Origin of the sequence: Streptomyces sp. NPDC005962 (genome assembly GCF_040629205.1) — a bacterium.
Taxonomy (GTDB): Bacteria; Actinomycetota; Actinomycetes; order Streptomycetales; family Streptomycetaceae; genus Streptomyces.
Genome location: NZ_JBEXVE010000002.1, coordinates 164,354 through 178,684, shown reverse-complemented (window position 1 = coordinate 178,684; position 14,331 = coordinate 164,354). Strand labels below are relative to the sequence as shown.

11 protein-coding genes and 1 pseudogene are annotated in these 14,331 nt (G+C 71.7%); 1 reads left to right on the top strand and 11 read right to left on the bottom strand.

From position 1 onward, the window contains the following. Positions 1 to 135 precede the first annotated feature (135 nt). The 10 genes from ABZ370_RS04800 to ABZ370_RS04755 form a co-directional block, all read right to left on the bottom strand. Complete coding sequence (locus tag ABZ370_RS04800; RefSeq protein ID WP_358616462.1) at positions 136 to 1,398, bottom strand: amidohydrolase; 1,263 nt, start codon at positions 1,396 to 1,398, stop codon at positions 136 to 138. Between the two features lie 171 nt (positions 1,399 to 1,569). Then, complete coding sequence (locus tag ABZ370_RS04795; RefSeq protein WP_358616460.1) at positions 1,570 to 2,856, bottom strand: cytochrome P450; 1,287 nt, start codon at positions 2,854 to 2,856, stop codon at positions 1,570 to 1,572. Continuing rightward, the gene (locus ABZ370_RS04790) at positions 2,853 to 4,046 is read right to left on the bottom strand and encodes an FAD/NAD(P)-binding oxidoreductase (RefSeq protein WP_358616457.1); all 1,194 of its coding nucleotides are present in this window, start codon (positions 4,044 to 4,046) and stop codon (positions 2,853 to 2,855) included. The genes ABZ370_RS04795 and ABZ370_RS04790 overlap by 4 nt, the downstream gene beginning before the upstream one ends. After that, the gene (locus ABZ370_RS04785; protein ID WP_358616455.1) at positions 4,043 to 4,243 is read right to left on the bottom strand and encodes a ferredoxin; all 201 of its coding nucleotides are present in this window, start codon (positions 4,241 to 4,243) and stop codon (positions 4,043 to 4,045) included. Before ABZ370_RS04785 ends, ABZ370_RS04790 begins: the two co-directional genes overlap by 4 nt. Positions 4,244 to 4,363: 120 nt before the next feature. Continuing rightward, positions 4,364 to 5,014, bottom strand: coding sequence for a TetR family transcriptional regulator (locus ABZ370_RS04780; RefSeq protein ID WP_358616453.1), 651 nt, complete (start codon positions 5,012 to 5,014; stop codon positions 4,364 to 4,366). A gap of 187 nt (positions 5,015 to 5,201) precedes the next feature. Beyond that, complete coding sequence (locus ABZ370_RS04775; RefSeq protein WP_358617417.1) at positions 5,202 to 5,969, bottom strand: SDR family oxidoreductase; 768 nt, start codon at positions 5,967 to 5,969, stop codon at positions 5,202 to 5,204. Beyond that, the gene (locus ABZ370_RS04770) at positions 5,966 to 7,624 is read right to left on the bottom strand and encodes a hypothetical protein (protein WP_358616451.1); all 1,659 of its coding nucleotides are present in this window, start codon (positions 7,622 to 7,624) and stop codon (positions 5,966 to 5,968) included. Before ABZ370_RS04770 ends, ABZ370_RS04775 begins: the two co-directional genes overlap by 4 nt. Beyond that, a complete protein-coding gene (locus ABZ370_RS04765) occupies positions 7,621 to 9,435 on the bottom strand; it encodes an NAD(P)/FAD-dependent oxidoreductase (RefSeq protein WP_358616448.1) in 1,815 nt (604 codons plus the stop codon). Before ABZ370_RS04765 ends, ABZ370_RS04770 begins: the two co-directional genes overlap by 4 nt. 51 nt (positions 9,436 to 9,486) lie before the next feature. Then, a complete protein-coding gene (locus ABZ370_RS04760; RefSeq protein WP_358616446.1) occupies positions 9,487 to 10,089 on the bottom strand; it encodes a TetR/AcrR family transcriptional regulator in 603 nt (200 codons plus the stop codon). A 43-nt stretch (positions 10,090 to 10,132) separates the two neighbouring features. Continuing rightward, complete coding sequence (locus tag ABZ370_RS04755) at positions 10,133 to 11,287, bottom strand: MFS transporter (protein ID WP_358616444.1); 1,155 nt, start codon at positions 11,285 to 11,287, stop codon at positions 10,133 to 10,135. A gap of 54 nt (positions 11,288 to 11,341) precedes the next feature. Between ABZ370_RS04755 and ABZ370_RS04750 the strand changes: the two are divergent. Further along, a pseudogene (locus ABZ370_RS04750) lies at positions 11,342 to 12,090 on the top strand (helix-turn-helix transcriptional regulator). A 9-nt stretch (positions 12,091 to 12,099) separates the two neighbouring features. Here ABZ370_RS04750 and helR read toward each other — a convergent pair. Then, a complete protein-coding gene (gene helR, locus ABZ370_RS04745) occupies positions 12,100 to 14,298 on the bottom strand; it encodes an RNA polymerase recycling motor ATPase HelR (protein WP_358617415.1) in 2,199 nt (732 codons plus the stop codon). Positions 14,299 to 14,331 lie beyond the last annotated feature (33 nt).

Here is a 14,331-nt window from a genome sequence, read left to right as displayed (position 1 = left end):
TCAGGACATGCCGCTGAAGGACGCCCCCGTGCGCGGCCTGCCCGCCCAGCATCGTGGCATGAACACGACCGTCATGGAAGCGCTCCCACAGCTCCCACGACGCTCCCACGCCGACGGGCCCCGGGAGAGCGGCGGCTATCCGCGGATCAGCGAGGCGAGGATGTCGATCGCGGTCGGGATCGCTTCCTCCCCGATGTCGAAGTTCTCGCTGTGGTGCGGCCCCGGGCTCCCCGCGCCGACCATCAGATAGGCGCCCTTGCCCCCGCGCCGCTGGACATGGCGGATGAGAAGGTTGGCGTCGTCGCTGCCCGAGAACGCCCGGGTGCGGATGACCTCGGTGACATCGTCATGGGCGGTGGCCACCTCCACGATGCGGTCGATCATCTCGTCGTCCGGTGTGACGGTGGCGGACTGGCCCATCACCGCGACGCTCCCCCGGACCCCCTGCGCCAGGCTCGCCCCCTCCACGATCGACCGGACCCGGTCGACCAGTTCGTCGACGACCTCGTCGTCGGTCGCCCGGACCTCGCAGGTCATCGCCGCGGAGGAGGGCACGATGTTCACTCCGTCACCGGCGACGAGCGTGCCGACGTTGAGCCGGGTGTCCGCCGAGCTGAAGCGCGGGACGCCCATGATGCCCAGCGCGGCGGTGGCCGCCGCGAGCAGCGCGTTACGGCCCGCTTCCGGCGCACCGGCCGCGTGCGAGGCCTTGCCCTCGAAGTCGACCTTCAGCTTGCGGGTGGCCAGACCACCGGTGAAGCTGCCCACGACCCCGCCGACGGCCATGTCCCCGGCCATGTGCAGGGCGAGCATGTGGTCGATCTCGTCGGCCACCCCGGCGTCGATCATCGTCTGCGCTCCCCTGACCCCCTCCTCGGCGGGCTGGAACAGGACCCGCAGCGACCCCGCGAAGTCGCGGTCCGCCAGCCGGTGCAGCAGGCCGACGCCGATGGTGGCGTGGGCGTCGTGGCCGCATGCGTGCATGGCGCCGTTCGTCGCGGCGAACCCGTTCGCCACCGGGAAATGGGCGGCGTCGGCCGATTCGCGCATCGGCAGCGCGTCGATGTCGACGCGAAGCCCCCATCGCGGCCCGGGACGGGTGCCCACGAGGTCGACGACCAGCGCGGTGCCGTTCTCCCGGAAGTACCGCACCCGCTCCTCCGGAGCACCCGAAGCGACCGCGCGCGCCGCCCATTCGTCCAGGGTCTCGGGCGACGGGAAGTTGACGACGGCGGAGAGGTCCTGGGCGGCCTTCCCCGTGAGGACGCGTATCGGCAGCCCCCCGAGGGCCGCTTCGATCCGGGCCGCCGTGCCGACCTCCACGAACGCGGGCTCCGGGTTGCGGTGCAGTTCCCGGCGCAAGGCGACGAGCTGTTCGAAGTCCACCAGTGGTCTCACTTTCCTCGGTGTACGGCCGCCCGGTCAAGGCCGCCTTTCGCCGAGGTTAGACGGCCCGGCCACGGCGATCGACGGCCGCGTACCGCCTGGTGGGAAGCAGGGGCGGAACGGGGCCCCGGCGGCTGCGGCTGCGCGTTCGCCACGGGGCCGATCAGCGCACGGCGCGTGGTCTTACCAGGCCACGGGGAGTTCGTGGACACCGTAGACGAACGAGTCGTGCTTGAAGGGGATGTGATCCACTTCGGTGGCCAGGCGCAGGGTGGGGATGCGGCGGTAGAGGGTGCTGTAGACGACCTGGAGTTCCATGCGGGCCAGCGGCTGGCCCAGGCACTGGTGCACGCCGAAGCTGAAGGTGATGTGGCGGCGGGCCTCGCGGTCGAGGTCCAGGCGGTCGCCGCCGGGGAAGACGTCGGGGTCCCGGTTGCCCATCTCGTTGAGCAGCAGCAGCCCTTCGCCCGCGCGGATGGTCCGGCCGCCGACCTCGATGTCCTCCAGGGCGACCCGGCGCATCCCGAGGTGCGGGATGTGCAGGTAGCGCAGCAGTTCCTCGACCGCGCCCGCGACGAATGCCGGGTCGTCGCTCTCCCGGAGCCTGGCCAGCTGGCCAGGGTTCTCCAGCAGGGCCAGGGTGCCCAGGGAGATCATGTTGGCGGTGGTCTCGTGCCCGGCGAACAGCAGGAGGACCGCCATCGAGGTCGCTTCCCGGCGGGTCAGCGCGCCGTCCTTCACCTTCACGGCCAGGTCGGACAGCACGTCCTCGCCGGGCTCGTCGCGCTTGGTGTCCAGCAGGCCGCCGAGGTAGTCGCCCAGTCGGCGGTGGGCTTCGGCGCGCTGCTCGGGCGTCGAGGAGCGGGTGATGATGGCCTTGCTGTTGACCTGGAAGAACGCGTGGTCGTCATACGGCACGCCGAGCAGTTCGCAGATCACCAGGGAGGGCACCGGCAGGGCGAAGGCCTCGACCAGATCGGTCGGGTTCGGTCCGGCCAGCAGGTCGTCGATCCGATCGTCGACGATCTTCTGGACCGCCGGGCGCATGGCTTCCATCCGCTTGATGGCGAACGGCCCGGTGACCATCCGGCGCAGCCGGGCGTGCTCGGGGTCGTCCATGTTGATGAAGCTGAGGCCATGGGCGTCGGCGGACGACTCCTCGCCGCCCCCGTGGCCGGTGTCGGCGTCGGCGGACGGCCGCTCCGGGCGCGGGAAGCCGGGCAGGGCGGGGAGGACACTGAGCCTCGGGTCGGCCAGCAGGGTCCGCTGCTCGGCATACCGGGTCACCACCCACGGGGTGCTGCCGTCCCGCAGCCGGACCCGGGTGAGCGGGCCCTCCTCCCGCAGCGCGTGGAACGCCGGGGGCGGGTCGAAGGGGCACCCTCGCGCCCGGGGCATGGGGAACTCCGGGAGCTCCGCCGTCTCGGCGCCCGCGGCGCCTTCCGCGGGCGGATTCGCCGCACGTGTCATGGCGTGCCTCCGCTGAGGGAGTCCTGGAACGCGTCGACGACTTCCTGGCGGCGCAGCCGGGTCTGTTTGGGCATGCGCCAGCCGAGTACGCCGGTCGTGGTGCCGTTGCGGCGGTAGCGTGCGACGAAGCGGCCCTGTGCCAGGTCGCCCTCCACGACGGTTACTTCGGCGTCGGCCGACGGTACGCCGTACGCCTGGATCTTGACGTCGAACTGGTCGGTCCAGAAGTACGGGACCGGGGTGTAGGGGCGCCGGTCGCCGAGGATGGCGGCGGCCACGTGGGCTGCCTGCTCGGTGGCGTTGGTGCGGTTTTCCAGGCGCAGGAGGGTGTTCAGGCCGTGGTGGTGCCAGCGGGCTACGTCGCCGACCGCGTAGATGCCGTCGGCGGCGCGGCAGGTGGAGTCGCATACGACTCCGTTGTCGATTTTGAGGCCGCTGCCCGTGAGCCAGTCGGTGGCCGGGGCGGAGCCGAAGGCGACTATGACCACGTCGGCGGGCAGTAGCTCGCCGGTGGCCAGGCGCACACCCGTGACGTGTCCGTTGTGTTCGGCCAGGCCGGTCACCGCGGTGCCGAGCCGCAGTTCGACGCCGCGGTCGGTGTGGAGTGCGGCGAGTTGCCGCGCCATGAGTGGGCCGAACTGGCTTTCCAGTGGTGCCTGTTGGGGTCCGGCCAGGGTGACCGGCAGGCCCATGGTGTGTGTGGTCGCGGCGATTTCGGTGCCGAGCACGCCGTCCCCCACCACCACGACGCGCGAGGCGGTCATCAGCTCGGCGCGCAGTGCCTGCGCGTCATCCAGGGTGCGCAGTACATGGACCCCGGCCAGAGTGTCCTGCCCGGTGAAGGTGCGGGGTCGCAGACCGGTGGCCAGGACGACGGCGTCGGCCCGCAGCACCCGGCCCGATGCGGTGTGGACGGTGCGGGCCGCCGCGTCAAGGCTGACCGCCGGGTCGCCGAGGATGAACTCGGCGCCCAGAGCGGCGAGTTGGTCAGGTTGACGCAGCAGGGCCCGGTCCGGTTCCCAGGTGCCGGAGAGGACCTGCTTGGACAGCGGCGGCCGGTCGTAGGGCTGATGCGGTTCGGCGCCCAGCAGGGTCACGCGGCCCTGGAATCCCTTGCGCCGCAGGGCCTCCGCGGTGGAGAGCCCGGCCGCGGAGGCCCCGACCACCAGAACACCGGCAGGAGTACTCACGCGTCCTCGCTCACCTGGATCGCGCCCGCGGGGCACACCTGCACGCATTCACGCACCATGTCGTGCAGCTCCCCGGGAGGCGCCGCGTCCAGCAGGATGACGATGCCGTCCTCCTCACGCTGGTCGAACACCTCCGGCGCGAGCATCACGCAGGTGCCCGCGGCACAGCACTTCTCGTCGTCCACAGTGACCTTCATCGCCGAGCCCCTTCGTTGATCCGTCGACCCCCACAGGTAAACCCGATGATTTAATAAAGTCAAGCAAATGACTTAAACGATCTTGTGCGACCCCCACGATCAAGCCAGGCTCTTGGGGCTCTACGCGGCCGTGACCGGCGCCTGCCACAGGGCGACGATGACGTCGATCAGACCGTCCGCCGTCTCCCGCCAACTTGCCCTGGACGTCGGTGCGTTATCCGCGAGGGCACGCTCCCGCTCCGCGGCCATCTGAGTGATCAGGTGACGTGTCATGGCGGCGCGCTCGGCGTGCACCTCGGCCGGAAGGTCGGGCAGACAGCGCTCCATCCCCTCCTGAAGCTTCCGCATCGACGACGAGCCCGCCGCGAACTCCTCGACCGTGATCGCGCGCAGCGCCGGGTCGGCCGTGACCTGGGCGATGAAGCGGGCGTACCAGCTGGGGGTGCCCAGGGCCTCCAGATGCCCGGTGACCGGGCGGACCGCGCAGGCCACCCAGTCCCGCAGATCGGTGGAGTCGCCGATGTCGGTCATCATGCGCAGCCGCCCGGCCTCCATCGTCTCGGCGTGCCTGCGGGCGATGGCGCGCACCAGGTCGGTCTTGGCGCCGAAGTGATAGGTGACCGCGGCGTTGTTTCCCTGCCCTGCGGCCAGGCTGATCTGCCGGTTGGCGACCGCGTGCACCCCGTGCTCGGCGAACAGCCGCTCCGCCGCCCCGAGGAGCGCTTCCCGTGTCGCACTGACCTGCTCGTCCCGCCGCACCCTGCCGGTCATCGTCACCACCGCTTCGGGACATCACATTGGTCCGCGGGGGCCCGTCCCCCAGGCCACCGCGGCTCCTCGGCCGGTCGGCGAGGTCGGACGGGGAAAGCGTACGCAATCCCACGGCCGACCCGGACAATCGTCCACCAACCCCGTTATTTTCCGTCCGACAGCCCCTTCCGTCAGACAGCGGCTTCCGTCAGACGGCGGCCCAGCCGTCGTCGACCGGGAGGACGGCGCCGTTGACGAAGGACGCCGCGTCGGAGGCCAGGAAGACGATGGCGGCGGCCTGCTCCTCCGCCGACCCGTACCGGCCCATGATGGCGGCGCTCAACCGGCTCACGAGGGCGGGCCCGAGGGCTTCCTCGGCGGCGTCCACCCGCATACCGGTCAGGGTGGGCCCGGGGGCGATGGCGTTGGCACGGATACCCTGCCCCCGGTACATGACGGCCAGGTTCTTCACCAGGCCGACGATGCCGTGCTTGGAGGCCGTGTAGGCGGCGCCCGCCGTACTGCCGCGCAGGCTCGCCTCGGACGCGGTGAAGACGATCGACCCGCGTCCGGCCGCCAGCATCTGCGGCAGCACCGCACGGGTGAGCAGGAACGGCGCCGTCAGGTTGATCCGGATGACCCGTTCCCACTCGGCGTCGTCGGTCTCGCCGAGCGCGGACATACGGTCCATGATCCCGGCGTTGTTCACCAGGACGTCGAGGCGGCCGAAGGCGTCGACGGCCCGCCCGGCCACCTCGTCCACCACCCGCCGGTCGCTCAGGTCGCCGACGACCGCGAGGGCCGTTCCCCCGGCGGCGCCGATCTCCGCCACGGTCTCCTCGACGCCCGCCCGGTCGACGTCCGCGACCAGCACCCTCGCGCCTTCCCCCGCGAACTTCAGGGCCGTGGCCCGGCCGATTCCGGACGCGGCGCCGGTGACGACGACACCGTGGCCCTCAAGACCCGTACCGGTCATGGCTTCAGTTCCCATACCGTCCCCTCCCCATTCGCCGAGAGGAGGAGGGAGCCGTCCGGGCCGGTGGCGAGTCCGGCGAACGGGCGGGGAGCGCCGACCATGCCGTGGGCGAAGAGCGCGGGCGCGGTGCGCGGCGCGGTGCCCGGGGGCTGTCCGACCGGCAGATCCTCGGCCTCGGTCCGGCGCTCCCCGGTGCTCAGCGAGATCGCCGTCAGCCTGCGCGGCCCGGTCTCGACGGTGAACAGCGTGTCGCCGCGGACCGCCAGCCCCTGGGGTGCGCCGAGCCCGTCCGCGACCACTGCCGTCGTCCCGTCCTCGCCGATCCGGAGGACGGCCCCGAGCCGGTCGTCGCTCACATGGCACCGTCCCCGGTCGTCGAAGGCCACGTCCACCGGGTGGCCGAGCCCTTCGGCGAGGACGGTAACGGTGTCGCCATCGCCATCGTCATCGCTGATGGACACGATCCGGCCCGCGCCCGCCTCCGCGACGACGAGCGAGCCGTCCGGGCCCACGGCGATGCCGACCGGCTCGGTCAGGCCCGTCGCCCGCTGCCGCGTGGTCCGCCGGTCGGGGTCGTGGGTGTGGACGTCGCCGTACTGGGAGGTGAAGTGCACGAGTCCGCCCGCGTTGGTCACACCGTGGACGAAGGGCATCAGGGTGAGCGAGGTGACGCCGCCCGCCTCGTCCGCCCCGTCGGCGGCGACCGGCTCGCCCTCGTCGGCGAGCGCCGGGCTCGCCAGCCGGTAGTGGTCGGCCACGTACACCGTGCCGCCGAGGTCGACCGTCACACCGTAGGGGCCGTCGAGGCCACGGGGGACGATCTCCCGGGTGCGGCCGTCGGGGTGCAGTTCGGTGACGCCGCCACTGGCGTAGCTGGAGACGAACATGCGGTTCTCCGCGTCGAATGCCGCGTTGTCCAGCCCCACCAGGCCGCTGGTGACGAGCGTGCGGGAGCCGGTGCCGTGCAGGTCGATGCGGGTGACGATGCCCTCCGCCCCGCGCGAGAGGACGTGCAGCACCCCGCCCTGGTCGAAGCGGACCGCGACCGGCTCGTGCACCTCCTCGGCGACCACCTCGGGCACACCGCCGTCCGGCGGGATGCGCCACACCTGGTTCGTCATCATGTGCGGGTAGTACAGCAGGCCGTCCGGGCCGAGCTGCATGGCGTTGCCGAGGGCGAGCCCTTCGGTGAGCACCACGGGCTCGCCGCCGTCCGGGAACAGCTCCAGCAGCCGCCCGCCCGGCCGCATCTCGTTGACGAAGAGCCGGTCCCCGACGCAGGTGATGCCGTTGACCACCTTCACCTCGTCCGAGACCAGGGTGTACGCGCCCTGCGGGCTGCGCCGCCACACCCGGCCGGGGATCAGGTCGGCGATGTACATCGACCCGTCCGCGCCGAAGGCGAGGTCGTCCGGCGACTGCACCGGGCCGTCCATCGGGACGACCACTTCGACGTCCCCGGTGGCCGGGTCGACGGCGCTGATCTGCCCGGCGAGGTACTGGGCGACGTACAGTCGCCCGTCCGGGCCGAAGGCGACGCCGTTCGAACCCCACAGCGGGCTGGGGTGGTTGAGGCGCCGCGCCCGCAGGCGTGAGCCGGAGACGGTGATGTCCCCTGCGGCGGCGCCGTACCGATTGTGGTGCGGTGTGTTCACGCTTCCTCCGCCTCCACCAGCACGTCGTCCATGCCACCGTTCGCACGCCACTGCCGGAGCAGCTCGTGGAAGGCCACCGGCCCGTCGGCGTACGCGTTCCGCTTCTGTGGCCTGCCCTCGTTGTTGTAGTAGCCCGGGGTGCACTCCGCCTGGAACGCCCGCAGGTCGGGCGCGTTCTCCGCGAGGGCGGCCAGCCACGCGTCCTGCGCCTCGGCGGTGGGTTCGACGTACCGGGCCCCGCGCTTGCGGGCCTCGGCGACCATCTGGGCGACGTGGTGGGCCTGTTCGTCGAGGACGTGGACGAAGTTCACCGAGGACGCGTTCTGCAGCGGGCCCAGCTGGAAGAGGTTGGGGAAGCCGTGGGTGCAGAAGCCGTGGAGCGTCCTCGGGCCGTCCGCCCAGGCCTCGAAGAGCGGAACGCCTCCCCTGCCGTACACCGGGAGCTGCCCGGAGAGGATGCCGGAGACCCCTACCTCGAAGCCGGTCGCGAAGATGACGCAGTCCACTTCGTACGCGGTGCCGCCGACCACGACGGCGGTTTCCGTCATCCGCTCCACGCCGTGGGTGTCGGCGGTGTCGACGAGGGTGACATCCGGCCGGTTGAAGGTCTGGAGGTAGTGGTCGCTGAAGGTGGGCCGCTTGCACATGTAGCGGTACCAGGGCTTGAGCTTCTCGGCCGTCTCCGGGTCTTCGATGATGTTCTCCACGCGGGCGCGGATCTCGTTCATCTTCTGGAAGTCGGCGATCTCGTACAGCCGTTCCCGGTCCCCGGGCGGGACGTCCGCGTAGGCGTTGGTCGGGATCAGCTTCTCCTGGAGCCGGGCGCTGCTGGTCCAGGAGTCGTTCACCAGGTCCTGATCCGTGCGGACGCCGGTGACGACCTTCAGGAAGTTGTCCATGCGGCGCCGCTGCCAGCCCGGCTGGAGCGCCTCGGCCCACGCGGAGTCGGTGGGGCGGTTGTCGCGCAGGTCGACGGAGGAGGGCGTGCGCTGGAAGACGTACAGGTGGGCGGCGTCCGCGCCGAGATGGGGCACGACCTGGATGGCGGTGGCGCCGGTGCCGATGAGCGCGACGCGCTTGTCGGCCAGCCCCAGCAGCCCGCCGTTCGCGTCGCCGCCGGTGTAGGCGTAGTCCCAGCGGCTGGTGTGGAAGGTGTGGCCCCGATAGCTCTCGATGCCGGGGATGCCGGGGAGTTTGGCCTGGCTCAGGGTCCCGGTGGAGGTGATCACGTAGCGGGCCCGGATGGCGTCGCCGCGGTCGGTGGTGACGGTCCACTCCGACGCGTCGTCGTCCCAGCGGAGTCCGGTCACCCGCGTCTGGAAGCAGGCGTCGTCGTAGAGGCCGAAGTGGCGCGCGATGGCCCGCGCGTGCTGCCGGATCTCCTCGCCCGGCGCGTAGCGCCACTTCGGGACGTAGCCGACCTCCTCCAGCAGCGGCAGGTAGATGTACGACTCGATGTCGCAGTGGATGCCCGGGTAGCGGTTCCAGTACCAGGTGCCGCCGAAGTCCCCGCCCTGGTCGATCACCCGGATCGACTCCACGCCCGACTGCCGCAGCCGGGCGGCGGCGAGCAGACCGCCGAACCCGCCCCCGACGATCACCGCCTCCACGCTGTCGTGCAACGGCTCCCGCGTGAACTCGGGATCGGCGTGAGGGTCGTCGGCGTAGTAGCCGAACTCGCCGCCGGTGCCCCGGTATTGGGCGCTGCCGTCGGGGCGGATCCGGCGCTCGCGTTCGGCGCGGTAGCGGGTGCGTAAGACCTCGGGATCGAAGTCGAGGTCCTGCGGCGGACGGGGTGGGGTGGCGGACATCGGCGTCCCCCTTCCGGTAGTCGGACGCCGAAAATCTATCACCCTAAAAATTTATTGATCGGCGGCCGGCGGCGCCAGCATCCGGGCGAACGTCTCGGCGATCGCGGCGATGTCCAGCGTGGGGTCGTGCATCCACTGGATCTGCAGGCCCTCCATCACCGCCAGGACCGCCCTGGCCAGGTGGTCGGCCGGTTCGTCGGCCCGGATCTCACCGGTCCGCTGCCCCTCCTCGAACTCCTGCGCGGCCTCGGCCGCGAGGCCTCGGTAACGCTCGGCGAAGTGGCCGTGCACGGGGCTCTCGGGATCGGTGGCCGCGGCCGAGAGCGCGACGTACAGCTTGGCCAACCCGGGGTGGTCGGTGATGAGGCGGGTGCCCGCCACCATGCCGTCGATCACGGTCTCGTCGTCTCCGGCGCCCCGGGCGAACGCCTTGCCCAGCACGTCCCGCCGCTCCAGGACCGCGAGAAGCAGGTCGTCGCGGGTGGGGAAGTAGTACGTCAGCGCGGGCTGGGTCACTCCGACCCGGGCGGCGATGTCCTGCAGGGAGGCCCGCTCTCCGTACTCGTCGATGGCCTCGTAGGCGGCCTGGAGGATCTGCTCCCGCCGCTCCGCGCTCTTGCGGTACGGGCCCCGTGGCTTTCGCTGGTTCGTCACGCGCCAGACCGTAACTCAACCGGCCGCACGTCGATCTCGACGGTTAAGCCGCGCCCGTGGGTTCCGGGGCGGGTTCGGGCAGGGTGCGGAACAGCAGCCAGCTCAGGGCGGGCATCAGGATCAGCGGGGTCAGGGCCGTCCGCAGGGAGGTGGCGTGGGCGACACTCCCGATGAGCGGGGCGGCCAGGCCGCCGACGCTGACGGTCAGCCCGAGAGTGATGCCGCCCGCGGTGCCGACGCGGGTGGGCAGATAGTCCTGGCCGAGGGTGACCTGGAGAGAAAAGGGGACGTACAGGCCGACGGAGGTCAGCGCCACGAAGGCGTAGAACGCCGGGCCGGGGACGTAGACGATCCCCGCGACGGCGGCGACCGCCACCAGGTACGCCCGGCGGGCGACCGTGACCCGGTCCCAGCGGTTGGCGAGATGGCCGCCCAGCACCGAGCCCACCGCGCCGCCGAGGTAGAGCACGAACAGCGCCGCGGTACCCGCCGCCGTGCTGCCACCCGGACGCGCTCGCGCGTACAGCGCGATGAACGTGCTCAGGCCGATGAAGACGATGGACCGGCAGACCACGGCCAGCGACAGCTTCACGAACGAGGCGATGTCATCGGCGCCCGTCGCCACCGCGCCGCCGGAGCCGCCGCGTACCGGCTTCGCCAGTGCGCGCAGGACCGGCAGGCACAGCACGCTGCCGACGAGCGCCGGTACGACGAGCAGCGGCGACAGCCGCAGACCGCCGGTGGCGACGACGGCGGTGACCATGAGCGGGGCGGTGGCGAAGCCGAGGTTGCCGCCGAGGGAGAACCAGGCCATCGCGCTGTGGCTGCCCTCGCTGACGCGCCGCGCGACGCGGGCGGACTCGGGGTGATAGGCGGCGACGCCGACCCCGGACACGGCCACGAACGCCAGCGTCCAGTCGTACGAACCACTCACCCCGCTCAGGGCGACGCCCAGCCCGCCGAGGACCGTACTCACCGGCAGGAGCCACGGCATCGCCCAGCGGTCGGTGAGCGCGCCGAACACCGGCTGCGCCACCGAGGACAGCAGTGACGCGGCGAGCACGATGCCCGAGACCGCGGCGTAGCCGTAGGCGCGCTCGGCCACGAAGAACGGGACGAGCGACGCGACGGCGCCTTGGTAGACGTCCACGCAGGCGTGGCCGACCGACAGCATGATGAGGGCTCTGTTCCTGGGCACATCGCCATCGTCATCACCGGACACCCTGTCGTGCTTCCGATAAACTGCCATTCCATGCCGAAAATCCGCCATGAGCCGGTGGCGCCGACCCGCACCCAGTGGCTGGCGCCCGGAGCCGCCATCGACGCCCACCGCCACGACGACCACCAGATCGTCTACGCGGGCCGGGGCGTGCTGGCCGTGACGACCAGCACCGGAACGTGGATCGCACCGGGTACCCGCGCCATCTGGGTACCGGCCGGAACCGTGCACGCCCACCAGGCCCACGGCGAACTCGCACTGCACCTGGTCGGCCTGGACGCGAGCGACAATCCGCTCGGCCTGGACGAGCCGACCGTGCTGGCGGTCGGCCCCCTCCTCCGTGAGCTGATCCTCGCCTACACCCACACCCCGCACGACGACAGCCCGAACGCGGGCGGCTGCGGGCCGTGTTGCTCGACCAGCTGCGCGCCTCGCCCCAGCAGCCCCTGCACCTGCCCACCCCCACCACCCCACTGCTGAGGGCGGTGTGCGAGATCCTGCGCGCCGATCCGGCCGACGGCCGCACCCTGGCCGCGCTGGGCAGGGAGGTCAGCGCCGGTGACCGCACCCTCTCCCGCCACTTCAAGGCCGATCTCGGCATGACGTTCCCGCAGTGGCGCACCCAGCTGCGCCTGTACCACGCGTTGATCCTGCTGGCCGAGAACGTCCCGGTGACCACCGTGGCGCACCGGTGCGGCTGGTCGTCCGCCAGCGCGTTCATCGATGTGTTCCGCCGTACGTTCGGGCACACGCCGGGAACACATCGGCCGGTGTCCGGCTAACTCGTCCAGTTACCTCGTCCAGCTCGGCTGGCTCGTGAGGATGACGAGCCGCTGCGTCGCCCGGGTCATCGCCACATAGCGGTCGACCGCTCCTTCGATGCCCTCGCCGAACCGCTCCGGGTCGACGAGGACGACGAGATCGAATTCGAGCCCCTTCGACAGCTCCGGGGTCAGCGACCGCACGCGGGACGTGGCCCGGAAGGAGCCGACTCCCGTGTCACCGGCGCCGATGACGCAGGCGATCCCGTCGGCGTGGGCGTCGAGCCAGGTGTCGAGGATCGCGCTCAGATCTGTGACGGAGCCGTGTTCGACGGGGACGCCGCTGCCGCGGATGGAGGTCGGTACGTTGGCGTCCGGGAGCGCGGCCCGGATGACCGGCTCGGCCTCCGCCATGATCTCCTCCGGCGTGCGGTAGTTGACGCTGAGGGAGGCCAGGTCGATCCGGTCGAGCCCGACCCGCTCCAGCCGTTCCCGCCACGGCTCCGTGAACCCGTGCCGGGCCTGGGCGCGGTCCCCGACGATGGTGAAGCTCCGCGACGGGCAGCGCAGCAGCAGCATCTGCCATTCCGCGTCGGTCAGTTCCTGCGCCTCGTCGACGACGATGTGTGCGAACGGCCCCGCGAGCACGTCCGGGTCGGCGGCGGGCAGTGCGGTCTCGTCGATCAGGCTGTCCTGGAGGTCCTGTCCGCGCAGCATCGTCACCGCGCCCTCGCCGTCGTCGTCGGCCGCGAGCACGTTGTCGATGACGTCGGCCATGCGCCGGCGCTCCGCGGCGACGGCGGCCCGGTGCCGGAGCTGCCGCCGGGCCGCCTCCGGGTCGCCGAGCCGCTGCCGCGCCGCGTCGAGCAGCGGCAGGTCGGACACCGTCCAGGCCTGGGGTGCCTCCTTGCGCCGCAGTTTCGCTACGTCCTCGGGGCCGAGCCAGGGAGCGCACATCCGCAGATAGGCGGGGACCGACCACAGATCGCCGACGAGGTCGGCCGCCTCGATCAGCGGCCAGGCCCGGTTGAGCGCCCCGACCAGCTCTTCGTCGTGGAGCAGCGACCTGCGGAAGGGGTCGGGCGGGACCTCGCCGTCGAGCTTGTCCAGCAGGATCGTGGCCAGCTCCTCCCAGATCCGCTCGCGCGCCTCGTTGTGCGGAGTGCCCGGTTCCACCGCGTCGAATGCCTCGGCCCAGTCGTCGGCGCTCAGCCGGATGTCGGCCCAGTCGGTCGTGACCGTCATCCCCTCGGCGGGCGGCTCCTCGTAGAACCGGACGGCCTTCTCGATCGCCGCCACCATGTCCGCGGACGACTTCAGACGGGCCGCCTCCGGGTCGGCCTCGACCGCCGCCCCGGCTCCCTCGGCGACGAGATCCCGCAGGGTGCAGATCCGCACGCCCTCCTCTCCGAGGCTGGGCAGGACGTCGGCGACGTAGTTCAGGTAGGGCTGGTGAGGGCCGACGAACAGCACCCCACCCCGGCGGTGGCCGAGGCGGGGGTCGGAGTAGAGGAGGTAGGCGGCGCGGTGCAGGGCGACGACGGTCTTCCCCGTACCCGGACCGCCGTCCACGACGAGGGCGCCACGGGACCCGGCGCGGATGATGGCGTCCTGGTCGGCCTGGATGGTGCTGAGCACGTCCCGCATCCGTGGCGAGCGGTTGCCGCCCAGACTGGCGATGAAGGCGGACTGGTCGTCGAGCGCGGCATGCCCGGCGAACCCGTCCGGGGTGAACACCTCGTCCCAGTAGTCGCTGATCCGGCCGAGGGTCCAGCGATACCGGCGGCGGCTCGCCAGACCCATCGGGCGGGCGTGGGTGGCCCCGAAGAACGGCTCGGCCGCGGGCGAACGCCAGTCCAGCAGCAGCTGACGGCCCGTGCTGTCCTTGAGGCCGAGCCGTCCGACGTATACGGGCTCGGCGCCGTCCGCACCGACCATATGCCCGAGGCAGAGGTCCAGGCCGAAGCGGCGCAGCGCGCGCAGGCGTGCGGTCAGCCGGTGGATCTCCGCGTCCCGGTCCATCGCCTGCCTGCCGACGCCGCCGGGCGCCTTGCGCGCGGCGTCGAGGCTGTCGGACAGCTCGGCGACCGACTGCTCCAGGCACTCCGCGACGGCCGCGAAGTGCCCCTCGTCAGCGGCGATCAGCGCCGGGTCGGCCTTGGCCGAGAGACGGTCGGGAAGACCGAACGCGCTACTGGGTCCGCTCGCCCCATACGCCGACAACAACATACGCACGTCACGACTCCGTTTTCGCAGGTCCTG

What these genes read in the sequence shown, in the direction of transcription:
- ABZ370_RS04785 (WP_358616455.1), bottom strand. Translation starts at nt 4,243, where the DNA reads ATGAAGGTCACTGTGGACGACGAGAAGTGCTGTGCCGCGGGCACCTGC.
- ABZ370_RS04775 (WP_358617417.1), bottom strand. Translation starts at nt 5,969, where the DNA reads ATGACCGGTACGGGTCTTGAGGGCCACGGTGTCGTCGTCACCGGCGCC.
- ABZ370_RS04780 (WP_358616453.1), bottom strand. Translation starts at nt 5,014, where the DNA reads ATGACCGGCAGGGTGCGGCGGGACGAGCAGGTCAGTGCGACACGGGAA.
- ABZ370_RS04795 (WP_358616460.1), bottom strand. Translation starts at nt 2,856, where the DNA reads ATGACACGTGCGGCGAATCCGCCCGCGGAAGGCGCCGCGGGCGCCGAG.
- ABZ370_RS04765 (WP_358616448.1), bottom strand. Translation starts at nt 9,435, where the DNA reads ATGTCCGCCACCCCACCCCGTCCGCCGCAGGACCTCGACTTCGATCCC.
- helR (WP_358617415.1), bottom strand. Translation starts at nt 14,298, where the DNA reads ATGTTGTTGTCGGCGTATGGGGCGAGCGGACCCAGTAGCGCGTTCGGT.